At 70.8% G+C, this 23,372-nt stretch carries 27 protein-coding genes and 1 pseudogene; 13 read left to right on the top strand and 15 right to left on the bottom strand.

Annotation, left to right across the window (positions count from 1 at the left end):
• Positions 1 to 126 precede the first annotated feature (126 nt).
• The 7 genes from OG774_RS01985 to hxlB form a co-directional block, all read right to left on the bottom strand.
• Positions 127 to 780, bottom strand: coding sequence for a response regulator transcription factor (locus OG774_RS01985; protein ID WP_328306261.1), 654 nt, complete (start codon positions 778 to 780; stop codon positions 127 to 129).
• A 176-nt stretch (positions 781 to 956) separates the two neighbouring features.
• On the bottom strand, positions 957 to 1,598 hold the full coding sequence (hxlA, locus tag OG774_RS01980) for a 3-hexulose-6-phosphate synthase (RefSeq protein WP_328306260.1): 642 nt from the start codon (positions 1,596 to 1,598) through the stop codon (positions 957 to 959).
• 372 nt (positions 1,599 to 1,970) lie between these two features.
• Positions 1,971 to 4,058, bottom strand: a complete 2,088-nt coding sequence (tkt, locus tag OG774_RS01975; RefSeq protein WP_442873989.1) for a transketolase — start codon at positions 4,056 to 4,058, stop codon at positions 1,971 to 1,973.
• Positions 4,059 to 4,096: 38 nt separating this feature from the next.
• Positions 4,097 to 5,494 (bottom strand): ATP-dependent 6-phosphofructokinase, encoded by a 1,398-nt coding sequence (locus tag OG774_RS01970; RefSeq protein ID WP_328306259.1) that lies wholly within the window; start codon positions 5,492 to 5,494, stop codon positions 4,097 to 4,099.
• A 61-nt stretch (positions 5,495 to 5,555) separates the two neighbouring features.
• Positions 5,556 to 6,551, bottom strand: a complete 996-nt coding sequence (locus OG774_RS01965; protein ID WP_328306258.1) for a fructose-bisphosphatase class II family protein — start codon at positions 6,549 to 6,551, stop codon at positions 5,556 to 5,558.
• A gap of 77 nt (positions 6,552 to 6,628) precedes the next feature.
• The gene (gene hxlA / locus OG774_RS01960; RefSeq protein ID WP_328306257.1) at positions 6,629 to 7,384 is read right to left on the bottom strand and encodes a 3-hexulose-6-phosphate synthase; all 756 of its coding nucleotides are present in this window, start codon (positions 7,382 to 7,384) and stop codon (positions 6,629 to 6,631) included.
• Between the two features lie 58 nt (positions 7,385 to 7,442).
• Complete coding sequence (gene hxlB, locus OG774_RS01955) at positions 7,443 to 8,036, bottom strand: 6-phospho-3-hexuloisomerase (protein WP_328306256.1); 594 nt, start codon at positions 8,034 to 8,036, stop codon at positions 7,443 to 7,445.
• A 991-nt stretch (positions 8,037 to 9,027) separates the two neighbouring features.
• Between hxlB and OG774_RS01950 the strand changes: the two genes are divergently transcribed.
• Together OG774_RS01950 and OG774_RS01945 are read left to right on the top strand one after the other, a co-directional pair.
• The gene (locus OG774_RS01950) at positions 9,028 to 10,005 is read left to right on the top strand and encodes a class I fructose-bisphosphate aldolase (protein ID WP_328306255.1); all 978 of its coding nucleotides are present in this window, start codon (positions 9,028 to 9,030) and stop codon (positions 10,003 to 10,005) included.
• Positions 9,989 to 10,999, top strand: coding sequence for a fructose-bisphosphatase class II family protein (locus OG774_RS01945; RefSeq protein ID WP_328306254.1), 1,011 nt, complete (start codon positions 9,989 to 9,991; stop codon positions 10,997 to 10,999). Before OG774_RS01950 ends, OG774_RS01945 begins: the two co-directional genes overlap by 17 nt.
• 45 nt (positions 11,000 to 11,044) lie before the next feature.
• Here the strand turns inward: OG774_RS01945 and OG774_RS01940 are convergent, their stop codons facing one another.
• Positions 11,045 to 11,518: a ribose-5-phosphate isomerase gene (locus OG774_RS01940; protein WP_274195494.1), complete on the bottom strand. Its 474-nt coding sequence runs from the start codon at positions 11,516 to 11,518 to the stop codon at positions 11,045 to 11,047.
• A 398-nt stretch (positions 11,519 to 11,916) separates the two neighbouring features.
• Between OG774_RS01940 and rpe the strand changes: the two genes are divergently transcribed.
• The 5 genes from rpe to OG774_RS01915 all read left to right on the top strand — a co-directional run bounded on the left by rpe (position 11,917) and on the right by OG774_RS01915 (position 15,144).
• Positions 11,917 to 12,597, top strand: a complete 681-nt coding sequence (gene rpe / locus OG774_RS01935) for a ribulose-phosphate 3-epimerase (protein WP_328306253.1) — start codon at positions 11,917 to 11,919, stop codon at positions 12,595 to 12,597.
• A gap of 64 nt (positions 12,598 to 12,661) precedes the next feature.
• Positions 12,662 to 12,946: a hypothetical protein gene (locus OG774_RS01930; RefSeq protein WP_328306252.1), complete on the top strand. Its 285-nt coding sequence runs from the start codon at positions 12,662 to 12,664 to the stop codon at positions 12,944 to 12,946.
• 52 nt (positions 12,947 to 12,998) lie between these two features.
• Complete coding sequence (gene pqqA, locus OG774_RS01925) at positions 12,999 to 13,097, top strand: pyrroloquinoline quinone precursor peptide PqqA (protein WP_328306251.1); 99 nt, start codon at positions 12,999 to 13,001, stop codon at positions 13,095 to 13,097.
• Between the two features lie 126 nt (positions 13,098 to 13,223).
• A complete protein-coding gene (locus tag OG774_RS01920) occupies positions 13,224 to 13,988 on the top strand; it encodes a ribonucleotide-diphosphate reductase subunit beta (protein ID WP_328306250.1) in 765 nt (254 codons plus the stop codon).
• Between the two features lie 52 nt (positions 13,989 to 14,040).
• Positions 14,041 to 15,144 (top strand): sodium:calcium antiporter, encoded by a 1,104-nt coding sequence (locus OG774_RS01915; RefSeq protein ID WP_328306249.1) that lies wholly within the window; start codon positions 14,041 to 14,043, stop codon positions 15,142 to 15,144.
• Positions 15,145 to 15,253: 109 nt separating this feature from the next.
• Here the strand turns inward: OG774_RS01915 and OG774_RS01910 are convergent, their stop codons facing one another.
• A complete protein-coding gene (locus OG774_RS01910; RefSeq protein ID WP_328306248.1) occupies positions 15,254 to 15,466 on the bottom strand; it encodes a hypothetical protein in 213 nt (70 codons plus the stop codon).
• Between OG774_RS01910 and OG774_RS01905 the strand changes: the two genes are divergently transcribed.
• Positions 15,461 to 15,649 (top strand): hypothetical protein, encoded by a 189-nt coding sequence (locus OG774_RS01905; protein WP_328306247.1) that lies wholly within the window; start codon positions 15,461 to 15,463, stop codon positions 15,647 to 15,649. The genes OG774_RS01910 and OG774_RS01905 overlap by 6 nt on opposite strands.
• Before the next feature lie 39 nt (positions 15,650 to 15,688).
• Here OG774_RS01905 and OG774_RS01900 read toward each other — a convergent pair whose 3' ends face one another.
• The 4 genes and pseudogenes from OG774_RS01900 to OG774_RS01885 all read right to left on the bottom strand — a co-directional run bounded on the left by OG774_RS01900 (position 15,689) and on the right by OG774_RS01885 (position 18,202).
• Positions 15,689 to 15,907 carry a CbtB domain-containing protein gene (locus OG774_RS01900; RefSeq protein ID WP_274195502.1) on the bottom strand — a complete coding sequence of 73 codons (219 nt, stop codon included), beginning with the start codon at positions 15,905 to 15,907 and terminating at the stop codon, positions 15,689 to 15,691.
• Between the two features lie 96 nt (positions 15,908 to 16,003).
• Positions 16,004 to 16,606 (bottom strand): annotated as a pseudogene (locus OG774_RS01895) (SDR family NAD(P)-dependent oxidoreductase); the annotation flags it as partial.
• Positions 16,607 to 16,626: 20 nt separating this feature from the next.
• Positions 16,627 to 17,076 carry a hypothetical protein gene (locus OG774_RS01890; RefSeq protein ID WP_328311219.1) on the bottom strand — a complete coding sequence of 150 codons (450 nt, stop codon included), beginning with the start codon at positions 17,074 to 17,076 and terminating at the stop codon, positions 16,627 to 16,629.
• Positions 17,077 to 17,233: 157 nt separating this feature from the next.
• A complete protein-coding gene (locus OG774_RS01885; protein ID WP_328306246.1) occupies positions 17,234 to 18,202 on the bottom strand; it encodes an aldo/keto reductase in 969 nt (322 codons plus the stop codon).
• A gap of 159 nt (positions 18,203 to 18,361) precedes the next feature.
• Here OG774_RS01885 and OG774_RS01880 point away from each other — a divergent pair, with 159 nt between their 5' ends.
• The 5 genes from OG774_RS01880 to OG774_RS01860 all read left to right on the top strand — a co-directional run bounded on the left by OG774_RS01880 (position 18,362) and on the right by OG774_RS01860 (position 21,873).
• Positions 18,362 to 19,135 carry an SDR family oxidoreductase gene (locus OG774_RS01880; RefSeq protein WP_328306245.1) on the top strand — a complete coding sequence of 258 codons (774 nt, stop codon included), beginning with the start codon at positions 18,362 to 18,364 and terminating at the stop codon, positions 19,133 to 19,135.
• 174 nt (positions 19,136 to 19,309) lie between these two features.
• Entirely contained in the window at positions 19,310 to 20,134 is an 825-nt protein-coding gene (locus tag OG774_RS01875; RefSeq protein WP_328306244.1) for an SH3-like domain-containing protein, read from the top strand.
• A 40-nt stretch (positions 20,135 to 20,174) separates the two neighbouring features.
• Positions 20,175 to 20,903: a thiocyanate hydrolase subunit gamma gene (gene scnC / locus OG774_RS01870; RefSeq protein WP_328306243.1), complete on the top strand. Its 729-nt coding sequence runs from the start codon at positions 20,175 to 20,177 to the stop codon at positions 20,901 to 20,903.
• Positions 20,904 to 20,919: 16 nt separating this feature from the next.
• Entirely contained in the window at positions 20,920 to 21,282 is a 363-nt protein-coding gene (locus OG774_RS01865; protein ID WP_328306242.1) for a hypothetical protein, read from the top strand.
• 75 nt (positions 21,283 to 21,357) lie between these two features.
• Entirely contained in the window at positions 21,358 to 21,873 is a 516-nt protein-coding gene (locus tag OG774_RS01860) for a GtrA family protein (RefSeq protein ID WP_328306241.1), read from the top strand.
• Positions 21,874 to 21,895: 22 nt separating this feature from the next.
• Here OG774_RS01860 and ygiD read toward each other — a convergent pair whose 3' ends face one another.
• Together ygiD and OG774_RS01850 are read right to left on the bottom strand one after the other, a co-directional pair.
• Positions 21,896 to 22,789: a 4,5-DOPA dioxygenase extradiol gene (gene ygiD, locus OG774_RS01855; protein ID WP_328306240.1), complete on the bottom strand. Its 894-nt coding sequence runs from the start codon at positions 22,787 to 22,789 to the stop codon at positions 21,896 to 21,898.
• Between the two features lie 114 nt (positions 22,790 to 22,903).
• Complete coding sequence (locus OG774_RS01850) at positions 22,904 to 23,371, bottom strand: hypothetical protein (RefSeq protein ID WP_328306239.1); 468 nt, start codon at positions 23,369 to 23,371, stop codon at positions 22,904 to 22,906.
• Position 23,372: the final 1 nt, after the last annotated feature.

Here is a 23,372-nt window from a genome sequence, read left to right as displayed (position 1 = left end):
CCGTCGCCACCCTCCGGGCCGACGGGCGCCACGCATCTCCGGCATCGGGTGCGTGGTCGAGAACGGCGAGCTGCAGCCCGCATCGGCGGGGACCCCGCGTCGAGTGCCCCGAGCCGGAGGGTGCGACTACTGGAACAGCCCCTCGCGCAGCGCCTTGGCGAGCGCGGAGGTCCGATCGTTGACCTCGAGCTTGCGGTAGATCGCCCGGACGTGGGTCCTCACGGTCTCCTCGCCGACGATCAGGCGTCCCGCGATCGCGTGGTTGTTCATCCCGATCACGATCAGCGCGAGCACTTCGCTCTCACGCAGGGTCAGCCCGAAACGTCCGCCGGGCCAGTACTCCCCCGACTCGATGCGGGGGACCATCGAGGCCGCGTGCCCGGCCGCGGTCGAGGTGACGACGAGCTCGCCCGCGTGGACCCGGTGGATCGCCGCGACGAGCTCCTCGCCGGAGATGTGCTTGAGGAGGTAGCCCCGCGCCCCTGCTTGCAGCGCCTGTGACAGGTACTGCTCGTCGTCGTAGACGGTGAGCATGATGACGCGCGAGTCGGCGCACCAGGTGAGGAGATCCTGGCAGAGCTCCAGGCCGCTCGTGCTCCCCAGACGCACCTCGGTGAGCACCACGTCCGGAGCGAGGCTCTCGGCGATCCGGAGGGCCTCGGAGGCGTCCTCGGCCTCCCCGACCACTCGGATTCCCGGGTACTCCGCCAGCATCTGCTTCAGGCCCACACGAACCATCTCGTGGTTCTCGACGAGGACCACCCGCACAGTTCCCGACACCGGTCCAGACCTCCGTGCGTTCCGTCGCCTTCTCCGCCGAAGGCTCGCGGAAAGCTCCCGTTCTCGCTCGACGACATCGTCCTCGCAGAGCTGGAACCCGGCGCCCTGCCGGTCAGGAGACAGGCAGGGCGCCGGAAGGCTACTGCTCGATCACCTGGCGCGGGGGTGGGTACGTCCTACGTCGCCGCCGGGAGGCCGGCAGCGTCCCGGAGCGCCTTCGCGGCGGCCGCGGGGTCGTCGGAGTTGTAGATCGACCCGCCGGCCACCGCCACGTCCGCGCCAGCTTCCTTGACCGAGGCGATGGTGTCGACGGAGACGCCGCCGGCGATGGAGAACGGGACGCCGGCCGCGCGGCCGTCGGCGAGCAGGGTCTCGATCGAGTATCCGGGCCGAGCCTGCTCGTCGAGCCCCGCGTGGATCTCGACGAAGTCCACGCCCAGCTTGGAGACCTCCTGGATTCGCTGGACCCGGTTGTTCACCACGCCGATCATGTCGGCGACGACCTTCTTGCCGGCGTTGTGGCCGGCATCCACGGCACCCTTGATGGTGTCGTCGTCGAGCGCGCCCATGACCGTCACGAGGTCCGCGCCCTGCGCGAAGGCGAGGTCGGCCTCCAGCTCGCCGGCGTCGGCGGTCTTCAGGTCCGCGAACACGAGCTTGTCCGGGTGCGCGGCCTTGATCGCGGCGACCGCAGCGAGGCCGGCGTTCTTGATCAACGGCGTTCCCAGCTCGAGGATGTCGACGTAGTCGGCGACCTGGCGCGCCAGCGTCAGTGCGTCGGCGAGGCTCGGGACATCCATGGCTACCTGCAGCTTCACTGGCATCTCCTGATCTGTCTTCGACGTGTTCCTCGTTCGAGGCGTCTCAGCGGTCAGCCCATTCCTGATTGTTCGACAGGTTGGGCCTGGAATTCTCGCCCGAGAACGGGCTGCTCTCCGCCGACCGATTGCCATCGTCGGCGGGGCGCGGAGCTCTCGATAGGCAGCGCCACTGCGACAGCAGCGCACGCTCCGACATCACTCATCATAATCGACGAGGCCGTTCACCACCAGTCGCGCGAGCGAATCGACAGCGGAATTCCCGGCCGTACCGGACGAATTCGTGCCCGTCACCGGGCGCGTGCCGACACCACGCACGGATCCTCTCCTCTCTGCCATTCCGGGGTTGGTGAACTGATTGCTCGACGGCCGTCACCGGGCGCGCGACAACGAGCGGCGCGCGGCGTCGACGACGGCGTCGACCGTCAGCCCGAATTGCTGGTACAGGGTCTGGTAATCGGCGCTGGCCCCGAAGTGCTCGAGGGAGACGATCTCGCCCCGGTCACCGACGAAGCGGTGCCACGGCATGCCGATCGCGGCCTCCACCGCCACGCGGGCGGTCGTCTCCGGGGGCAGGACGCGGTGTCGGTAGGACTCCTCCTGGGCGTCGAACCACTCGACGCAGGGCATGGAGACGACCCGGGTCGGCACGCCCTCGGCCTGGAGCACCTCGCGCGCGGAGAGGGCCAGCGAGACCTCGGACCCGGTGGCGATCAGCAGGAGCTCCGGGGCGCGATCGCCGGCCTCGGCGAGCGTGTACCCGCCGCGCAGGACGCCGTCCGTCGTGACGCCCTCGAGGATCGGGACGTTCTGGCGGGTGAGGGCGAGCCCGGCGGGCCCGGTCGGGTTCGCGAGGATGCCGCGGAAGGCCGCGGCGGTCTCGCGGGCGTCGGCCGGGCGGACCACGGCGAGTCCGGGGATCGCGCGCAGGGCCGCGAGGTGCTCGACCGGCTGGTGGGTCGGTCCGTCCTCGCCGAGGCCGATCGAGTCGTGGGTCCAGACGTAGATGGTCGGCAGCTTCATCAGGGCGGCCAGGCGCACCGCCGGACGCATGTAGTCGCTGAAGATCATGAAGGTGCCGCCGTAGGCACGCGTGCCGCCGTGCAGCGCGATGCCGTTGAGGATGGCGCCCATGGCGTGCTCTCGGACGCCGAAGTGGAGGGTACGGCCGTACGGCGACGCCTGCCCCCACATCTCCGTGTCGATCGTGCTCGGGCCGAACGAGTCGGCGCCCTTGATCGTCGTGTTGTTGCTCTCGGCGAGGTCGGCCGATCCGCCCCACAGCTCGGGCAGCACGTCACCGATCGACTCGAGGACCTTCGCGAGAGCCTTCCGTGTGGCGAGGGGGTCATCCCCGGCGGTCCAGTCCGGGAAGTGGTCGGTCCAGCCGGCGGGGAGCTCACGGCGGGCCATCCGCTCGTACAGCGCGTGGCGTTCCGGGTTCTTCCGCGCCCACGCGTCGAACGACTCGCCCCAAGCGCGCCGGGTCTCCCGGGCTCGCCCGGCGAGGGCGCGGGTGTGCGCGAGCACCTCGTCGTCGACGGCGAAGCTGGCCTCCGGGTCGAACCCCAGGATCTCCTTGACCCGTGTGACCTCGTCGTCGCCGAGAGCCGCGCCGTGGGCGGCGCCGGTGTTCATCTTCTCGGGGGCCGGGTAGCCGATCACCGTCCGCAGCGCGATGAAGGACGGCCGGTCGGTCTCGGCGGCCGCGCGCTCCAGGGCGTCGCAGATGCCGGCGACGTTCTCGCCACCGCTCACGGTCTGGACGTGCCACCCGTAGGCCTCGTAGCGCTGCGCCACGTCCTCGGACAGGGCGATCGAGGTGTCGTCCTCGATCGAGATGTGGTTGTCGTCGTAGATCACGACGAGGTTCCCGAGCTGCTGGCGGCCGGCGATCGACGACGCCTCGGCGGTGACGCCCTCCTCGATGTCGCCGTCGGAGGCGATGACGTAGACGAAGTGGTCGAAGGGGCTGGCCCCGGGCGCGGCGTCGGGGTCGAAGAGACCCCGCTCGCGGCGCGCGGACATGGCCATGCCCACCGCCGCGCCCAGGCCCTGGCCGAGCGGACCGGTCGTGATCTCGACACCCGGCGTGTGGCCGTACTCGGGATGACCCGGCGTCTGGGAACCCCAGGTGCGGAGCTGTTCGAGGTCTTCGAGCTGCATCCCGTACCCCGCGAGGAACAACTGCACGTACAGGGTGAGGCTCGAGTGGCCGCAGGAGAGGACGAACCGGTCGCGACCTGCCCATCCCGGGTCGGTCGGGTCGTGGCGCATGACGCGCTGGAACAGTGCGTAGGCCAGTGGCGCCAGCGACATCGCGGTCCCCGGGTGACCGCTCCCGCAGCGCTGGACGGCGTCCGCGGCGAGGATCCGAGCGGTGTTGACGGCCCGTGTGTCGAGGTCCGACCAGCCGTCGGGAACCGTGACCGCGAGCAGGGAGGCGACCTCGTCGAAGATGTCGTGCCCCGGCCGGACGGAGGTGGCTTCGATGCTGTTCACGGGGCATTCACTCCTGAGGTCTCGGTGAGCGTTGCTGTCGTGGACCCGGGCTCACATTGCCGCGCGAGCGTCTCGGGCTGATTGGTCGCTTCGAGCACGGACATCCAGAGATCCCCGTCGGGGTCCACCCGGTTGCGGTGGCTCGTGATGAGCGGCATCGGGACGTGCACGAAGCGCCGCCGCCAACGAACGACGACGGTCTCGGTCCGGCCGGCCATGGCCGCGTGGACGGCGGCGTGGGCCAGCCGGAGGCAGTAGACGCTGTCGTAGGCGTTCGCGGTGACGCTCCGGATGGAATAGCTCGGGTCGACGTAGCGCAGCGCGGGCTTCAGGCCGATCCGGGTGAGGTGGCTCGAGACGCGGTCGCTGAGGAACTGGCCGATGTCGCCGAGGCGCTGGTTTCCCGAGGCGTCGGTGGCACCGTTCCCGTCGGCATCTCCGGCCGCCGGGAGCAGCTCCTGCCCGGCACCTTCGGCCACGACGATGACGACGTGTCCACGGGTGAGCAGGTGGTGCTCGACCTTGGCCAGCAGGCCGTCGGGCCCCTCGAGCTCGAACGGGACCTCGGGGATGAGCACCATGTCGGCGCCGTGGTTCGCCAGCGCCGCGTAGCAGGCGATGAAGCCGGAGTGCCGACCCATGAGCTTCACGATCCCCACGCCGTTCTCGTGGGCCGCGGCCTCGGTGGTGACCGCTTCGATGAAGTCGGTCGCCCGTTCGAACGCGCTCTGGAAGCCGAACGACTGGTCGGTGTAGGGCAGGTCGTTGTCGATCGTCTTGGGGATCGCGACGACCGCGATGTCGAGTCCGCGCTGCGTGATCGCCGACACCAGCCGCATCGCCGCCCGGATGCTCCCGTCGCCGCCGATGACGAAGAGGATGTCGATCTTGCGCGCGATGAGGGTGTCGACCATCTCGTCGGCGTCCTGGTCGCCACGAGAACTGCCGAGGATCGTCCCTCCGGAGCGGGTGATGTCCTGGAAGTTGCTCTGGGTCAGATCCATCGTGTCGTCGCGGTACTTGGCGGTCAGTCCCTTGAGCCCGTTGCGGAAGCCGAGAATTCGACGCACGCGGTAATGCACGGTGAGCTCCTGGACGACGCCCCTGATGACGTTGTTGATGCCGGGGCAGAGCCCGCCGCAGGAGACGATGCCGACCGTCGTCCGGGCCGGGTCGAAGTAGATCTTCTTGCGAGGCCCGGCGCACTCGAAGGACGGGAGGGCCTCGGCGGTGTTCGCGCTGATGATCGAGGTCGTGTCGTCGAGCATCACCCGGTCGTCCTCGTGGACGAAATGCGGGGTGGTCTGCTTGTCCGCGAGCCACGCGGAGAACGGCGACGTGTGCCGGCATTCGCCGAGCGTGCGGATCTGGAGATCCTCCAGTTGCACTGTCACGGATTCTCCCTCGGGAGTGGGTGGTCGGTGGTCGCGAGGGGCTCGGGCCGGAACCTCGGAGTCACCGCGTCGGGATCGGTTCGAAGGTGGTGTGCCGGATGATCCGCACCTGTCCGTCGGTGATCAGGAGAGACTCGACGAGAGTGGTCCCGTCGACGCGGCGCGGCGCGGCGAGCAGTGGCCCCCCGCTGATGCCGGAGGCGGCGAACAGCGCGCCTCCGCCGACGAGCTCGTCGCGCTCGTAGATGCGATCGACACTCATGCCGGCGCCACGGATCGCGTCGGCCTCCTCGGAGGTCTTGGGCGCGAGGCGCCCGAGCATGCCGCCGCCGAGGGCCCGGACCGCGGCGGCGGTCATCACTCCTTCGGGCGTGCCGCCGACACCGAGCAGGAGATCGACGTCGCAGGTCGGCAGGAGGACCTCGAGCGCTCCCCCGACGTCGCCCCCCGCCGGGGTGTGAACCGCAGCTCCTGTCGCCAGCACCCGCGCGATCAGCCCGTCCTCCCCCTGGTGGCGAGGCTTGTCCATGATCACCACACGGAGCTCGTCGACCTTCTTCGAGAGGGCCTCGGCAACCTTGTGCACGGTGTGCTCGGGCGAGTCGTCGAGGTCGATGGCATGACGCGCCGCCGGAGGGACCACGATCTTGTCCATGTAGAAGCCCGGTCCCGGGGACCAGAAGGATCCCGAGTCGCCGAAGGCGATCGTGGACAGCGCTCCGGGAAGCCCCTTCGCGCAGAAGGACGTGCCCTCCAAGGGGTCGACGGCGATGTCGAAGTCGGGCCCGCCTCTGTCGTCCCCGACGACCTCGCCGTTGAACAGCATCGGCGCGTTGTCCTTCTCCCCCTCCCCGATGACCACCGTTCCGCGTCCGGGGACGTTCGCCAGAGCGCCACGCATGGCCTCGGTCGCGGCGCCGTCGGCGGCATCCGCGTCGTGCCTACCGACCCAGGGAGAACAGGCCAGAGCGGCGCGGTGGGTCGCCGCGACCGCCGCCGACTCCAAGGCTTCGAGGTCGAGACGCGCTGGCAGGAATGTGTCGCTCTGGGATGGCATATCGGGTCTCCACATCTCCTGGCTCGCTCTGCGAGAGCGACCGCGTCGTGCATGGCGTCGACGGACAGTCCCGGCGGCTAGACGTTCGGGGCGCGGTCGGCGAGCCGAGCGCGGCGAGCCCGCCACGGCCCGGGTCCGGGGCCGGGCCCGCAGGGAATCCCGTGGGGTCGTCCCTGCCGGACCGACGTGACGTCGCCGAACAGGGAGGCCGTGTCGACGGCGAGGCGGAACGCGCCGGCCGCGGCGCGCGGGTCCGGAGCGCCACGGATCGCGTCACCGACCACCGCGACCACCGCCCCCGACGCCCGGACATCGAGGATGCTGTCGAGGTCCACGCCGCCGGCGACCGAGAAGGGCGCCTCCGACTGCCGGCCCGCCTCGATCACGGCCCGGACCGAGTACCGGCACAGGGCCTGCTCGGCGGTGCCGGCGTGGAGCTCACAGAACTCCACGCCCAGGCCTGCGAGCTCGCGGGCCCGCAGGACGCAGCCACGGACATCCGTCATGTCGGCGACCACGCCCTTGCCGCGGCGTCGAGCCGCGGCGACCGCTCCCCGGACCGTGTCGTCGTCGGCCCCGCCCATCACCGACACGAGGTCGGCCCCGGCACCGAAGGCCAGGTCGGCCTCGAGCTCCCCGGCGTCCACGGTCTTCATGTCGGCAAAGATCGTCTTGTCGGGGTACGACGCCGTGATCGCGCGGATCGCCGTCACGCCCTCGTTCTTGATCAGAGGGCTTCCGATCTCGAGGATGTCGACGTGCTCGGCCACCTGGCGGCAGAGGACCAGCGCCTCGTCGAGCGTTGACACATCCATGGCGAACTGCAATTGCATGACCGCATCCTTTGCACGGGATCGACGGCATCGGCGGCATCGACGGCAGGCGCGGGAGCTACTCGAGGTTCGCGTGGAGGCGCCACAGCTCCTGGGCCTGGGTCCCGCTGGTCTGCCAGAGGACGTGGAAGAGCGCGTCCGTGAGGATCAGGAGGGACTGCTCGAACAGGCTCCCGGCGTACTGGGAGGACGTCGTGCCCTCGAAGTCCTGCTTGTCGGCGGCGGGCACCAGCAACGTCTCGGTCGCCAGCCCGGCGAGATCGGAGTCGGGGTTGGTGGTGATCGCCAGGACATGGGCGCCCTGCTCGGACGCCGTCCGCGCCGCCGTCACGACCCGCTTGGTGGAGCCGGAGCCGGAGGCCGCGACCAGCACGTCGCCGGCGCCGATCGCCGGGGCGGTCGTCTCCCCGACGACGTGGGTGGCCTTGCCGAGATGCATGAAACGCATGGCTGCCATCTGCAACGCCAGCCCGCTGCGTCCCGTGCCGATGGTGAACACCGCGGGAGCATCGACCAGCAACGCTCCTGCCCGCTCCCAGCTGGCGGCGTCGACGCCCTGGAGGACCTTGGCGTGTTCGCCGATGATCAGGTCGGCGGCGTCGCCGAACTGCGCGGCGTTCTCGCCATGGGTGTCCGATGTCGATGCGGACAATTGACACAACCCCTTTCCACACTGAATGGGACGAATGCCCGTGCTCATCTGCACCGGGTCGCCCCGGGACTCGATGCACGTCAGGACAGCCCGGTCGACGAGAGCGATACGTCGCCCTCGCGGAAGACCGGGCACTGGAGTGCCGGATCACGCCACCGGGTCCTCGAGCCCGCGGTGGCGACGAGCGAGGTCGCGTCGCGACCTCCTCGCCTCGGTGCCCGGTCCCGGCCCCGGACAGGCGCCCCTGCCTGCCCGTGGCCCCGAGCTGTGCTGCGGCGAGCACGCTGTGCGGACCGGTCGTGGACCGGCGCTCAGGCGCTCACCGCGGGGGACGTGGGGTCCCCCCCCGAGGCGTCCGGTGCCCGTGGATGACGAACGAACATCGAGGTCATGGGCCAGACGCTAGGCACGCTGGCGGGGCAGTCGGCTCCCCTACGCGGGGGAGTCGGAGGGTGACAATGCGCGATGACGCCCCTCGGGAGGGCGGTCTCGGTCGTGATGCCCGTCGGATCCGAACCGTCACGGGACGTCCCGATCCACGTCGCTCTGCGTTCGTGGACGCGCGAGCGCCGAGACGGTCAGGACGCCTTCCTGCGCCCTCTGCTCCCACCCACCGACCCGACGCTGAGCAGCGAGGACCGTCGGCTCGACAGGCCCGCGGCCGGCCGGGCCGTGACGACCGGTTGCGACGAGATGCTTGCGCTCCGTCGTCGGCGACGGCTACAACTGTCATCCGTCGGGCGCCTCGAGCTGCCCGGCGCCCGGCCGGTCCCCATCGCCCCCGTGGGGGACCGTGCCTCGCCGGAGGGCCGTCCGTAGACGGCGCCCCTCCGTGCACCTCCAGCCGCGATTCCTCCAGCTGCAGGTCGATCCCGCACGTGACGGTGACGGCCGCGCAGCCGACCCGGCACTGCGCCGGCTCGGCGCCCACAGCTGGACCATTCTTCGCCGCCGCACAGGGGCGGTGTTCCACGGAGAGGTAGGGGAACTCATGTCATCTCTGACCGAGATCGCTCGGACGCTGGTGTCGAACAAGCGAGGCATCCTGGCGGCCGACGAGAGCATCGGGACGATGTCGAAGCGCCTCGAGAGCGTCGGGGTCGAGCCGACGGAGGAGAACCGGCGCCTCTACCGAGAGCTGCTCCTCACGACTCCGGAGCTCTCCGAGTCCATCAGCGGTGCCATCCTCGCCGACGAGACGTTCCGCCAGGTGCTCTCGGACGGGACCACCTTCCCCGCAGCACTCGCCGGGATCGGGGTGCTTGCCGGGATCAAGGTCGACACCGGGGCCAAGCCGCTGGCCGGCGCTCCGGGTGAGACGGTGACCGAGGGGCTCGACGGACTCCGCGAGCGGCTCGACGAGTACGTGGCCATGGGAGCCAGCTTCACCAAGTGGCGCGCGGTGTACTCGATCGGCGACGGCCTCCCCACGGACCGGACGAAGCGGGCCAACGCCCACGCACTCGCCCGCTACGCCGGGCTGTGCCAGGAGGCGGGGCTCGTGCCGATCGTCGAGCCCGAGGTGGTAATGGACGGCGACCACTCGCTGGAGCAGTGCCGACAGGTGACGCGGGCGGTGCTGCAGTCGGTGTTCGAGGAGCTGAGCCTCATGGAGGTCCAGCTCGACGGCATCGTCCTCAAGCCGAACATGGTCGTGGCGGGCGACGGGTGCCCGGACAAGCCCACGGCGTCCGAGGTCGCCCGCGCGACCGTGGAGACCCTGAGCGAGACCGTACCGCCGGCGGTGCCGGGGATCGCCTTCCTCTCCGGGGGACAGGACCCGCAGGAGGCCACCGACAACCTCGCCGCGATGAAGGAGCTCGCTCCCCTTCCCTGGGAGCTGACGTACTCGTTCGGTCGGGCGCTGGTCGGTCCGGCCCTCGAGACCTGGCGGGGCAGCGGCGACCAGTGGGGCGCCGCGCAGGACGCCCTCTCCGAGCGGGCGGTCGCGAATGCCGCCGTCCGCTGACTCCCTCCGCTCCTCGGCCCCTCGGGCCGTCGAGCGTGGGACGCCCGACCTCGTCCTCGAGCTCGCCCGGGTCACCGAGTTCGCGGCACTCGCCGCGGGCCGGTGGGTCGGGCTGGGCGACGAGAGCAGCGGCATCGCGGCGGCCGCCGCCGCCGCGCGCACCCTCACGGGATCGATCCCCCTCCGGGGCACGGTCGCCAGCGTCGGGGGCGAGGTCGGCCCCTTCCGGGTCGGCGATCAGGTCGGTGACGGCACCGGCCCGGCGCGCGACGTCGCGCTCGCCCCCCTCGACGGCGCCGTCATGGCCGCCAAGGGCATGCCCGACGCTCTCGCGGTGATCGCCGCGACCGAGTACGGCGGGATGTTCAGGGCAGCACCGATCACCGATCTGGAGATGCTCGTCGTCGGGCCGGGTGCGTGCGACGTCGTCGACATCGACCGCCCGGTGGCCGAGAACGTCCGGGCGGTGGCCGCGGCCGGGCAGCGGCCGGTCTCCGGGCTCACCGTGACCGTCCTCGGGCGCGGCCGGCACCAGGAGATCGAGCGCGAGGTCCGGGCCACCGGGGCGCGGGTGCGTCTCCTCCTCGGCAGTGAGATCGCCGGGGCACTCGCGGCCTCACACCCCGACAGCGACAGCGACATGCTCGTCGGTGTCGGCGGCGCACACGAAGGCGTCCTCGCGGCCGCCGCGCTGGCCTGTGTGGGCGGCTCGATCCAGGGCCGCCTGTGGCCACGCGACGCCGACGCGCGTCGACGGGCGCTCGACGCAGGGCACGACGTCGATGCGGTCCTGCACACCGGGGACCTCGTCGGTGGGGAGGACATCCTCTTCAGCGCCACCGGGGTCACCGGCAGCGACGACGTCCCCGGCCTGCAGTACCGCGCCGACCGTGCCACGACGCACTCCGTGGCGATGCGTTCGAGCACCGGCACGGTCCTGGTCGTCGAGGGTCATCACCAGATCGACCGTCTCCACGACGTCCTCGGCGCGTGACCCGGCATGCGCCCCCCTCGATCCGCCGTGATCACCGCACCGGCATCAGCGCTCGGGCAGCGGCGGCGGCTGCCCGCTCTCCTCGTACCGATCGAGCATCGCGATGCGGTCGAGGTGACGTGGGTCCTCCGAGAAAGGGGTGTCGACGAAGGAGGTGATGATCTCGGCGGCCTCGTCGAGGGTGTGCATGCGAGCACCGATCGCCACGATCCGGGCGTCGTTGTGCTCCCGCGCCAAGGACGCGGTCTCGGTGCTCCACGCGAGGGCGGCACGAACTCCGCGGACCTTGTTCGCAGCCATCTGCTCCCCGTTCCCGGAGCCACCGACGACCACACCGAGACTGCCCTCGTCGGCCATCACCCGGATACCGGCCTCGATGCAGTACGGCGGGTAGGCGTCGTCGGGGTCGAATTCGGCGGGACCGAGATCCCGTACTTCGTGTCCCAGTTCGTCGAGACGCCGGAGCAGATGGTTCTTCATCTCGAACCCGGCATGGTCGGAAGCGAGGTAGACGCGCATGCCGCAAGTCTGACAGTCGTTCCGCCGAAACAACACCTGCCCGGTCACAGCAATCGAGAACGTTCATCGGATCTCGCCGGAACACTATCCCGCTCCACTGCCGGATGATAAGATGATGATCACTTCAAGGAGACCACTCTCTCGGTCGGCCGATCGGTTGCGCTGAACTCTCGCCAGTCTGAGGACCACCGCCGGCGACGTCGTGGAAGTGTGGATCGAATTCGCGACGAGAGCCGGACACGGCGATTCGTCCGTCGTCGGGCGCCGAATCGCAAGCGCACGCGGAAAGGATTCCACGACCAATGGCGACCTGGACGCTCCACCAGCGACGGGCGATCGACGAGGGCCTGCACGGTTCACCCAGGACGGGCACGACGAGTCGTAGACGGAGGGCATCGATGACCGGACCAGCCATCGTCGCATCAGTGCTGGGCGCCGATTACTCCCGCCTGGCCGGAGAGGTCCTCGATCTCCAGGCCGCCGGCGTCGACCGCATCCAGTGGGACGTGATGGACGGCCGTTTCGTCCCGAACCTGACGTTCGGAGCCGCGGTCGTCGGCGCGTGCCGACCCTACGTCGACCTGCCCTTCGAAGCGCACCTCATGGTCGAGGACCCGGACGCAGGGCTGGCGGAGTTCGTCTCCGCCGGGTGCGGCACGGTCATCGTCCACGTCGAGGCCTGCAAGCACCTGCATCGCACGCTCTCGACCATCCGGGACCTCGGGGTTCGAGCGGGGGTGGCCGTGAACCCGTCGACGTCGCTCGACTTCGTCCCTCACGTCCTCGACCAGCTCGATCACATCCTGATCATGACGGTGAATCCCGGATTCGGCGGTCAGGAGTACATCAGCGCGATGGAGGACAAGGTCTCCGAGGCGCGCGAGCTCGCCGACCGCAGCGAGCGGCCGATCCAGATCGAGGTGGACGGGGGAATCTCGGCGAAGACGGCAGCAGGGCCCTGGCGAGCCGGCGCGGAGCTGCTCGTCGTCGGTTCCGCGCTGCTCAACCACCCGTCGGGAAAACAGACTGCGACCGAAGAGATTCGTCAGGTGCTGGCGCAGGCGTCGTCCCTGACATAGCTGTGGAGAAGGAAGCCCCGGCGAGAGCACACCGGCGCGCCGGAATGACGTAGAGGAGTTCTCCATGATGACCGACCAGTTCTCGGTGAGGGAAAGCCAGGACAACCTGCTGAAGCAGGCCGCCAGAATTCTCCGGACGCGATACGAGCTCGGTAAGGGCTATGTCGACGTGTCGTCGGCCGAGGCGGCGGACCTGGTGGTCACCCTCGAGGCGACGGCGTCCACGAACGGTTCCGACGGGGTCGACCGCGAGGAAGCGATCGCCCTGGCGCATCGTCTGGTGGACGACGATCAGCCCGAGATGTCGCCGATGTGGCCCCGCGCATCCGCGGAGAGGCACCCCGGCTAACGGCCACGCACGACGCGAGCCGCGCCCGTGAACCACGTCGATTCCTGGGGAGGTGAATCCACGTGGAGATGCGCGCTCGGGAACCCCCGAGTTCGAGGAGATCGGGGTCGCCCCCGAGGTGACGATGTACGTCGCCCGGATGGACGACTGAATGACGTCGGGGGCAGCCGGACCCGTTCCACACGGGTCCGGCGCCCTTCCTTGCGGTCAGCGATGTTCGGGGAGTGGTGTCGATGGGCGAGCAGACGCTCGCCGAGCCCGGCGAGGTGCTCGGCTGATGATCACTGGATACGGACACTTCGCCCAGCTCGCGGAATCACTGCAGTGGGACGAGACCACCATCGACCTCAGCACCGACATCGAGTCCTGGACGGAGCTCGAGGACACCGAGTACGACCAGATCCTCGGGCTGATCGCCGGCTTCTGCATCGGTGAGACGTCGGTCGCCACCCATCTCACGTCGTTCCGCGCCGCGGCGAGCACCGACGACATGATGGCCGAGGTCTTCGCGGCCCAGGCTCGCGACGAGGCCCGGCACGCCCGCTTCTTCGACCGCGTGGTGCGGGAGGTCTGCGGCGTTCCCGGGGAGAACCTGACCGAGCGTGTCGACGCGCTGCGCGACCGCATCAGCACCGAGCTCGTCGAGCTGTTCGAGGAGCGCCTGCCGGCCATCGCCCGCGGCCTCGCCGACTCCGACGAGGAGCTCACCACCGCGGTCGGGCTCTACCACATGATCCTCGAGGGCGTGGTCCTCACAGCCGGGCAGCACGCGCTGCTCGACGCCCTCGAGAAGCTCTCGGTCCCGATGCCGGGGATGCGCAAGGGCATGGAACTGGTGCTGCGCGACGAGCGCTGGCACATCGGCTTCGGCTCCCGGGTCATCCAGAGCGCCGACCTCGTCGACAACGACCTCGAGAAGATCCTCAACGAGGGCTCGAAGGCGGCGTGGGCCTGGGGAGACCTCATCTCCTCCAAGGACATCGAGAAGGTGGACCAGCTCCACAAGCGCCGACTCAAGTCCGTCGGGATCAAGTTCTGGTGACAGGTGACGTTGAGATGCCACCTCGCCACTCCCCCGCTGATGGAGCGAACCCGTGATCCCGATCATCGAATTCGTGCTGGGCATCGCCGTGCTGGTGTACAGCGCCGAGAAGCTCATCGGCCATCTGGTCGGCATCGCGAGTCGATGGGCGATCTCGCTGTTCCTCGTCGCGGTGGTCTTCACCGGCATCGAGTTCGACGACCTCGCCTTCGGGATCGTGCTGAACCTCGAGGACCTCAGCAACGTCGCCCTCGGCACGGTCATCGGCACGACGGTGGCCATGACCGGTGTCGTGCTCGCCATCGCGGCGATCGTCGCACCGACACCGGTCGACGTCCCCACCAGCTATCTCGTCCTCTTCGTCGCCGCACCGGTCGTGATGTACGCCCTCGCACTGGTCGGGGCCCTGACACTGCTCACCGGGATCGTGCTCATCGTCGCGTTCGTCGCGTTCGTCGGCTGGGTGGCCTACCGGGAGCACTCCGCCCGACGCCCGGTGTGGCGCAACGCCGAGCTCTACGAGCAGATCGACAACGTCGGGGTCGGCGTCGGGGGCAGGGGAGGTAGCGCCCCGACCGTGGCGACGACGGCAGGTACCCCGAGCGGGCCCGCTGACGGGCGCCCCGGCTTCGACCTGCCCGCGGACCTGAAGGTCGATCAGGGCTTCCTCAAGGCCCGGCAGCACTCGCCCGGCGCCACCCTCGCGTTCGCCGTCCTCGCCCTGATCGGTCTCGTGGCCGGAGCCCTCGTCGCCGGTCGGGGCACCGAGGGCATCCTCGACGAGTTCGCCCTCGACGGCACGGTCTTCGGCGTCACGATCGCGACGCTGGCGCTCTCCCTCGAGGACATCTTCCTCACCGCCGAACCGCAGCGGCGGGGCGCGCCGGAGATCGCCGTCGCGAACGTCATCGGCAGCGTGGTGTTCTCGGTGACCGGCAAGCTCGGGATCATCCTGCTCGTCGGTGGGGCGATCGTCGTCGACCACTCCGTCCTGGTCTGGCACCTCCCGGCGCTGATCGTGATCACGCTGATCGCGGCGCTCTTCCTCTCCACCGGTCGGCTGCTCCGCTGGCACGGGATCGTCCTGCTCGGTCTGTACGTCATCTACTTCGTCACCAGCCTCCTGTCGTTCGGCGGAGTCCCCCTCGACGACTGATCCCGGCCCGCCACATCGCGAAGCCCGAGAGGAGCCACTCCCGTGACGACGAAGGACCGGATCGCCCCGGGACCAGCGCCCGACGGCGACCGAGGCTCCGCGGCCCGGGTCAGGACAGCCGGGCGCTGCGGGCGTCGTCGAGCCGGATCAGCAGCTCGACGGGCAGGTGGGCGAGGTCGAGGGCCCGGCACAGCCGGGGCACGGCCTCGGTGTCGATGCGCCGGCGGAAGTCGGTGACGTCGGCGGCGTCCTCGGTGCCGACGGTGAGGTAGAGCGTCGGGCGCGTCGCGGTCCCGGCGAGCCGCGCCGAGGCGCGGTGCACCCCGGGGTAGGTCCCGACCTCGTCGACCAGCGGGCCGGCCGCGGCCTGGGCGACGCCCCAGCCACCCCGCCCTCCCGCCCGAGAGAAGGCCGCTCATGGGCCAGCAACCAGCGCAGGGCCAGCAGCCCGACGTTCGACGTCATCGCGCCGCCGGCGCTCATCGCGCTGTACCTGGCCACCTGAGACCCGCCGGTACGTCGGGCGCCCGCGCGGCGCCGTCCCTCAGTGGCAGGGGAACCCGAGGAAGTGGCGGGCGTCGTGCACCAGCTCGTGGATCACCGAGCTGTCGCCGAAGAGCGACGTCGCGCCCTGGTCGATGCCGATCAGGTAGTAGAGCACCAGCCCGACCACCACCGCGCTGACCAGCCACGGCAGCGTCTCGGAGGCCGGCACGGCCACGGCCGTCGCGCGGCCCTTCGCAGCGGCGACACCAGAGGTCATGGTTTCTCCTCGAAGACGGCGGGGCGTGCGACCACCCCGACCCAACCCGGCGCGATCTGTACATGTCAACACCTGTGCACCGATCGCATCACTTCGTCAGCGCGGGCCCATGCGCAGAGCGCCGTCCATCCGGATCACGTCGCCGTTGAGGTAGTCGTTGGCGACGATCATCGCCACCAGCCGGGCGTACTCCTCGGACGCGGCGATGCGCTGCGGGAAGGGCACGCTCTCCCCGAGTCCGGCGCGGACCTCGTCGCTGAAGCCGGCCATCATCGGGGTGTCGACGATGCCCGGCGCGATGGTCATGACGCGGATGCCGTACTGCGCGAGGTCGCGGGCGGCGGTGACGGTCATCCCGGCGACGCCGGCCTTGGACGCGGCGTAGGCGACCTGGCCGACCTGCGCCTCGTAGGCGGCGATCGACGCGGTGTTCACCACCACGCCCCGTTGGCCCTGGGCATCCGGCGACAGGGCGGCCATGGCCTCGGCTGCCAGGCGCATCACGTTGAACGTGCCGAGCAGGTTGACCTTCAGGACCGTGTGGAACAGATCCAGGTCGTGCGGCCCGCGGCGGGACAGCACGCGGGCGGACGGGGCGATCCCGGCGCAGTTGACGGCGAGCCGCAACTCGCCGCCGTCCTCCTGGATGCGCGCGACGGCGGCCCGGACCTGCTCCCCGTCGGTGACGTCGGCGGCGACCCGGGGCTCCGCGGGAGTGATCAGGGCGCGGTGGACGAACGACCGCTGCCCTCGGCGTCGGGCCCGGACAGGAGCCCGCGCACCGACCGGCGGGCCTGGGTCTTCTTGCTGTGCAGGAGGGCGGCCTCGACGACGCGGTGCGTCCGGTCGGGCTCCTCGACGTCCACGACGAGACGGTGGAACGGACGTCCCGACAGGTAGACGACGATGACGCGGGGGCTCCGGCGTACGCCCCAGAGCTGGCGGCGTTCGCCGATCCCCCAGGAACCCGCGCGGAGCCGCCCGGGCCACCAGGAGCCCGGACACGGCACGTGCGGGCTCGAGGCCACCGCCTCGGCCCTGCTCATCACCCGCGAGCCGACGATCCGCTCGAACGACACGTCGATCCCGCGGGAGCACGCGGCCACCCGGTCGACCCCGGTGAACCGCATCCGGAGTCCGGACGGCGTCACGGCGAGGCTGATCGCCATCGACCCCCCTCGAGTCTGCGCCCGGGCGCAGTCGAGCGACTGCCCCTCCAGCGCGTCGACCCGGGGTCAGGGGGCGAACGCGGTCGTCATTGTGTCGTCGCCCGGGCGTCGGGGGTTACCGAGGGGGCGACGAACCCCGGGCCATGTCGTGCGCTCCTCAGCGCTCGATGAGCCGCATCTGCTCCTCGGTGTGGTGCCCACCCTCGGCCGGGGGCAGCGCGTCGAGGCGGCGCAGCTGCTCGTCGGTGAGCTCGACGCCGTCGGCCGCGGCGTTCTCCTCGACCCGGCCGACCCGCTTGGTGCCCGGGATCGGCGCGATGTCGCTGCCCCGGCTCAGCAGCCACGCGAGGGCGACCTGCGCAGGGGTGGCGCCTGCCTCGGTGGCGACGGCCTGGACCTCGTCCGCGAGGGCCAGGTTGCGCCGGAAGGCCTCCCCGACGAACCGCGGGTTGTCCTTGCGGAAGTCGTCGTCGGCGAAGTCCTCGATCGACCGGATCTGCCCGGTGAGGAACCCGCGTCCCAGCGGCGAGTAGGGCACGAGACCGATGCCGAGCTCGCGCAGCAGCGGCAGGATCTCCTCCTGGTCGCGGGTGAACAGCGAGTACTCCGACTGCAGCGCCGCGATCGGGTGGGTCGCCGCGGCGCGGCGGATCGTGTCGGTCCACGCCTCCGACAGGCCGATGTGGCGGACCTTGCCCTGCTCGACGAGCTCGGCCAGGGCGCCGACGGTCTCCTCGATCGGGGTGCCCGGGTCGACGCGGTGCTGGTAGTAGAGGTCGATGTGGTCGACGCCCAGCCGCCGCAGCGACCCCTCGACCGCCGCACGGACGTTGTCCGGGCTCGAGTCGGCGCCCTGTCCCCCGGTGTGGGAGATCAGGCCGAACTTGGTGGCCAGCACGACCTCGTCGCGCCGGCCCCGGATCGCGCGGCCGACCAGCTCCTCGTTGACGTACGGGCCGTAGACCTCGGCGGTGTCGATCAACGTGACACCCAGGTCGAGGGCGCGGTGGATGGTGCGGATCGACTCGTCGTCGTCGCTACCCGCCCCGGTGTAGCCGTGGGACATGCCCATGGCTCCCAGGCCGATGCGGCTGACCTCGAGGTCGCCCAGCTTCGCGGTCTTCACGGTGTGGTCCTCAGGTTGTCGGGGCGGTGGTCCACGCGCTCGACGGTACGAGCAGCGCGCGCCGCGTGGGGGTCCTGGCATGACCCGGCCCGGGCTGGACGCGGCCGCCCCGACCTGGCCGACTGACCCCACAGGTCGGACGACGGGAAGGCAGCGGACATGGATCTGGGCATCGCGGGGCGGACGGCACTCGTCTGCGCCTCCACCTCGGGCCTCGGCCTCGCGACGGCGTCGGCCCTGGCCCACGACGGCGCGACGGTGGTCGTCAGCGGACGGTCCGACGAGCGCGTCCGCGACGCCGCGGCCGGACTGCCCGGTGCGGTGGGGATCGCGGTGGACCTGGTCGAGGAGGGCGGCGCGGAGCGGCTGTACGCGGCCACGGTCGAGCAGGTCGGCGAGCCCGACATCCTGGTGCTCAACGGCCCGGGCCCGGCGCCCGGCTCCGCCCGGGACGTCGGTCCGGACGGCATCCGGACGGCGATCGCGACCCTCGTCGCGCCCCACCAGGTCCTGCTGGAGCGGGCGCTGCCCGGGATGATCGACCGAGGGTGGGGTCGCGTCCTGAGCATCAGCTCCAGCGGTGTGCAGGCCCCCATCCCCGGGCTCGCGCTGTCGAACCTGGGTCGCGCGGCGCTGGCCGGCTACCTCAAGACCCTCGCGACGGAGGTGGCGCCGTCCGGGGTCACCGTCAACTCGCTGCTGCCCGGGCGCATCGCGACGGCGCGGGCGGAACAGGTCGACACGGCGGCCGCGGAACGCACGGGCCGCTCGCGCGAGGAGGTCGAGGCGCAGGTCCGCGGCACCATCCCCGTGGGGCGGTACGGCGACCCCGCCGAGTTCGGCGCGGCCGCCGCGTTCCTCTGCAGCGCCCCGGCCGGGTACATCACGGGCACGGTGCTGCGCTGCGACGGCGGCATGCTGGCGACTCCCTGACGGGGCAGCGGCAGCGGCCGTCGGCGGGTGCGGCCTGCGGCCTGCGGCCCGACGGCGTCGATACGCCATCCGGGCGCCGATACAGCCGTTCGCGCACTTCCCCGGGTGACGTGCTCCACGTTACGCTCAACTCGCGTTTGGAGTAGCGAAGAGGGCCTTTCAGCGGGGGGCGTCGTGGGCAATTCTGTCCTGAACGATCTTTCGAGTCAGTTGCGTGTGGCGTTCCACCGTGTCCAGGACTGGGCGTATCCGGATCAGGTCGATCATGGAGCGTTCCGGGCCTACATGAAGACGCCGCACGACGTCGGTGGTGAGCCGGACCCGCCTGCCTTGTTCGAGGACAAGGAGGAGGAGCAATGGGAGCTCAACACCTTCGTCACCTGTGAGGTCCTGGGCTGGCGGGGCATCTGGACCTCGGAGGAACGCAGGAGGATCGGCAACGTCGACCTCGGACGGACGAACTACCTCGGCCTGCCCTACTACGGCCGCTGGCTGTGGGCGATCGCCCGCTGCCTGGTCGACAAGCGGCACATCACGCTCGGCGAGCTGATCGAGCGGGTGGGCGAGGTCCGGGATCGGTACGCCGGCGGCATCAGCGGCCCTCTCGACGCCGCACCCCGCACGACCGGGGACACCGAGGTGGTCGCCCGCAACCACCATCACGTGGACGCGGTCGGCAAGGGCGATCCGCAGTGCTTCGCCGACACGGCGGGCACGCCCGGGTTCGCGGTCGGCGATGCGGTGCTCGTGCGCGAGCTACCCACGATCTTCTACACGCGCACCCAGGAATACCTGAGGGGCGCGAGCGGCACGGTCGCCAAGGTCTCCTACGAGAGCCTGGCGCCGGAGGACGAGGCGTTCGACCGGGAGGACCAGGAATCGGAGTGGTTCTACATCGTGCGCTTCCGGATGGCCGACCTGTGGACGGCGTACACGGGCCCTCCGAACGACACGCTCCAGGCGGAGATCTCGGAGCGGTGGCTCCGACCGGCGGTCTAACCCGCGGGCGCGCGCCGCGGGGACGAGGAGGGGGACACGGATGACGGACACGCACCTGAACGGGTCGGGGCACGACACGCACCAGCACGCCGGCACGGCACCGATGGTCGAGGAGGTCACCGACTTCGAGGTGCTGGAGATCGCTCTACGGGAGCTCGCCATCGAGAAGGGCCTGTTCACCGCCGAGGACCACCGGCGCTACACCGAGCACGTGGAGCAGCTCGAGCCGGCCGCCGGATCCCGATTCGTCGCCAAGGCGTGGCTCGATACGGAGTTCCGACGGCTGGCGCTCGACGATGCCATCACCGCCTCCCGCGAGATGGGCGTCGACTGGCTCCACCCGACCGGATTCGGCACCCCCAGTGACTTCACCGCGTTCGAGGTGCTCGAGGACACCCCGACGCTGCACCACGTGATCGTCTGCACCCTGTGCTCCTGCTATCCCCGCCCGATCCTGGGCATGTCGCCGGAGTGGTACCGGACGCCGAACTACCGTCGCCGCATCGTGCGGTGGCCGCGGCAGGTGCTCGCGGAGTTCGGCCTCTATCTGTCCGAGGACGTCGAGGTCCGCGTCGAGGACTCCAACTCGAAGCACAGGTTCATGGTCCTTCCGGTCCGGCCGGACGGTACGGAGGGGTGGAGCGAGGAGCAGCTCGCGGAGATCGTGACCCGCGACTGCCTGATCGGTGTCGCCCTGCCCAAGCCGGGGGTGACCTCGAACGCGGTCCGCCCGGTGCACCCCGCGATCCGTCCGGTGACGAGCGAATAGTCCACGGGAACAGGACATGACGACCGACCACGACATCGCCTCCGTCCGGGTCCGGACGCTGGAACACATCGTCGAGCACGACCAGGTCTGGGAACGGGTGGCCGCGGAGTACGGCGTCACCCACGCGGTGCCGCCCTGGAAATCCAGCCTCGACGCGATGTGCGACGCGCTCGACGAGGAGGGGGCGGCGCTGCCCGTGCTCACCCGTCGCGACGACGAGGACCGCATCACCCGCGAGGTGTACGCCTCGCTGCCCCACCCGGAGAACCAGCTCGTCGCCCTGGCGCACTCGCTGGTCGCCCGCAACGTCATCGACGAGACCGAGCTGGCCGCCCGCCTGGAGGCGGTCCGCGCGCGACTCGACGCGGGCGGGGCCTGACCGGCACCAGCAACCGCCCTTCGCCTGCCGTGGATCTCGGGAGAGCGGCGTGGTGGCTCGACGTACCGTGGGTGAGTGTCCGTCGCGAGCTCGTGCCGGCTGTGCCCGAAGGGGTCGCAGCCCTGGCAGGTGGCCCTGTGCGGCACCCGGGCCCGGCTGCACGGCGACGACCCGGCCGCTCAGCTCGTCCGCTTCGTCACCGTGGGCGTGATCAGCTCGCTGGTCTACTTCAGTCTGTTCCTGCTGCTGCGCCCGCTCGGCATCCAGCTGGCCAACCTGACCGGCGCCGTCGTCTCGTCCGTCCTGGCCAACGAGCTTCACCGGCGGCTCACCTTCCACGCCGGGGAACGGGTCAGCTGGTGGACGGCGCAATGGGAGGGCGGCGGACTGGCGGCGGCCGGGCTGATCGCCACCGCCACCGCCCTGGCGGTGCTCGAACCCGTGGTGAGCGATGCCTGGTGGGCGCAGCTGCTGCTCATCGCTGCGGTGACCGGGGCGGTCGGTTCGGTGCGGTTCGTCGTGCTGCGACTCTGGGTGTTCTCCACCCACGCGCGCCGGACCACGACACGCCCCGAGCCCGAACCGGCCTGACCCGAGCGCCTCGACCGATCCCTCAGATGTTCGATGCGTCGGGCGGCAGCTCCGCCGGTGGCCGGGGCATGGCGACCCCGCCGGACCCGCCCGCGCAGGAGGCGTCGAGGGTGTAGGCGGTCATCGAGAGGGACCCGTACGCGTACCCGTCGACGAGGACGTCCATCGTCGGGTCGGTGCTCGCCCCGGCCATCCCGGCGAAGTACAGGGCCGGGATGAAGTGGTCCGGCGTCGGCACCGCGTGCCCGAAGTCGGCGTGGGCGTCGAGCGAGGCGAACTCCGTGGGCGCCGTCAGCATCCGCTCGCGCGAGACGTCGCTGAACCGCCGCGCCCAGTCGTAGCCGTCGTCGGCGAGGCGCCAGTCCATCGCCCGCAGGTTGTGCACCACGTTGCCGCTGCCGATCACGAGCACGCCGCGCCGGCGCAGCGGGGCGAGCTTCGCGCCCAGCGCGAGGTGGTAGTCGAAGGGCTTGTCGGCGTTGATGCTCAGCTGCACGACGGGGATCGAGGCGTCGGGGAAGGCGTGCAGGAGCACGGACCAGGTGCCGTGGTCGATCCCCCAGCTGTCCACGTCGGCCCCGACCCAGGTCGGATGGACGATCTCGCTGATCTCGTCGGCGAGCTCGGGCAGTCCCGGTGCCGGGTACTGGACGTCGAAGAGCTCGGCCGGGAAGCCGTAGAAGTCGTGGATGGTGCGCGGTCGCGGCATGACGGTGACGGCGGTGGCGTTGATGTACCAGTGCGCGCTGATCACCAGGATCGCGCGTGGACGTGGCACGGCGGCCCCCAGCGAGTGCCAGGCCGTGGTGTAGCGGTTGACCGCCAGCGCGTTCATCGGGTTCCCGTGCCCGAGGAAGGCGGCCGGCATCAGCGCGTCCTCCGGTGCCGGCGCTGTCGTGGTGCCGGGGTCGGCCATCGCGGTCCACCACCTTCCCGTGGCCCCCTCGGGGGGCCTGCTCGGTACTCCCCCACCCTCTCGGCTCTGCCTCGCGAGCACATCCCGCGGACGGGCGCAGCGGTCGCCGCGCCCCTACGGCACGTCGCTGGGCTCGGACACGAAGTGGGCGCTGCCGAGGAACACGAACTGGACGAAGCCGGCCAGGGCGATCACCACCGGCAGGAAGATCCCGGCCAGGTTCATGTCCCAGGCACCCACCGGGTGGTACACGGCACCGGCGGCGAACATCGCCGCGGCCACGGCCGCCTTGGACACCGCGACGCGGCGCAGCCACGCGGGGTGGCGCAGGGTCACGAGGATCGCCAGTCCGACCGCGGCGAGGACCGCGAACTGGGGCAGGCCGAGCCGGACGCCGGCCACCGTCGCCGTGGCGGCATCCCCGGCGTCCAGGACACCGAGGCCGACGCCACCGAGCGCCAGCGCGAGGACGCCCTCCACCGCCATCGAGAACCGGGTCCGACGGGTGAACCGCCGTGCCTCCTCCTCGAGGTGGGCGGTGGCCATCGCCCGCACGTCCTGACCCGTCGCCACGCTCCCCATC

It is taken from the genome of Actinomycetospora sp. NBC_00405 (genome assembly GCF_036044095.1).
GTDB lineage: Bacteria > Actinomycetota > Actinomycetes > Mycobacteriales > Pseudonocardiaceae > Actinomycetospora > Actinomycetospora callitridis.
This window is presented reverse-complemented; position numbering and strand designations above follow the sequence as displayed.

Bases quoted from the DNA above. Each gene is read 5' to 3' on its own strand.
- OG774_RS01965 (WP_328306258.1), bottom strand. From the start codon at position 6,551: ATGCCATCCCAGAGCGACACATTCCTGCCAGCGCGTCTCGACCTCGAA.
- hxlA (WP_328306257.1), bottom strand. From the start codon at position 7,384: ATGCAATTGCAGTTCGCCATGGATGTGTCAACGCTCGACGAGGCGCTG.
- OG774_RS01950 (WP_328306255.1), top strand. From the start codon at position 9,028: ATGTCATCTCTGACCGAGATCGCTCGGACGCTGGTGTCGAACAAGCGA.
- OG774_RS01945 (WP_328306254.1), top strand. From the start codon at position 9,989: ATGCCGCCGTCCGCTGACTCCCTCCGCTCCTCGGCCCCTCGGGCCGTC.
- OG774_RS01940 (WP_274195494.1), bottom strand. From the start codon at position 11,518: ATGCGCGTCTACCTCGCTTCCGACCATGCCGGGTTCGAGATGAAGAAC.
- rpe (WP_328306253.1), top strand. From the start codon at position 11,917: ATGACCGGACCAGCCATCGTCGCATCAGTGCTGGGCGCCGATTACTCC.
- OG774_RS01930 (WP_328306252.1), top strand. From the start codon at position 12,662: ATGATGACCGACCAGTTCTCGGTGAGGGAAAGCCAGGACAACCTGCTG.
- OG774_RS01920 (WP_328306250.1), top strand. From the start codon at position 13,224: ATGATCACTGGATACGGACACTTCGCCCAGCTCGCGGAATCACTGCAG.
- OG774_RS01900 (WP_274195502.1), bottom strand. From the start codon at position 15,907: ATGACCTCTGGTGTCGCCGCTGCGAAGGGCCGCGCGACGGCCGTGGCC.
- OG774_RS01890 (WP_328311219.1), bottom strand. From the start codon at position 17,076: ATGGCGATCAGCCTCGCCGTGACGCCGTCCGGACTCCGGATGCGGTTC.
- OG774_RS01880 (WP_328306245.1), top strand. From the start codon at position 18,362: ATGGATCTGGGCATCGCGGGGCGGACGGCACTCGTCTGCGCCTCCACC.
- scnC (WP_328306243.1), top strand. From the start codon at position 20,175: ATGACGGACACGCACCTGAACGGGTCGGGGCACGACACGCACCAGCAC.
- OG774_RS01865 (WP_328306242.1), top strand. From the start codon at position 20,920: ATGACGACCGACCACGACATCGCCTCCGTCCGGGTCCGGACGCTGGAA.
- ygiD (WP_328306240.1), bottom strand. From the start codon at position 22,789: ATGGCCGACCCCGGCACCACGACAGCGCCGGCACCGGAGGACGCGCTG.
- OG774_RS01850 (WP_328306239.1), bottom strand. From the start codon at position 23,371: ATGGGGAGCGTGGCGACGGGTCAGGACGTGCGGGCGATGGCCACCGCC.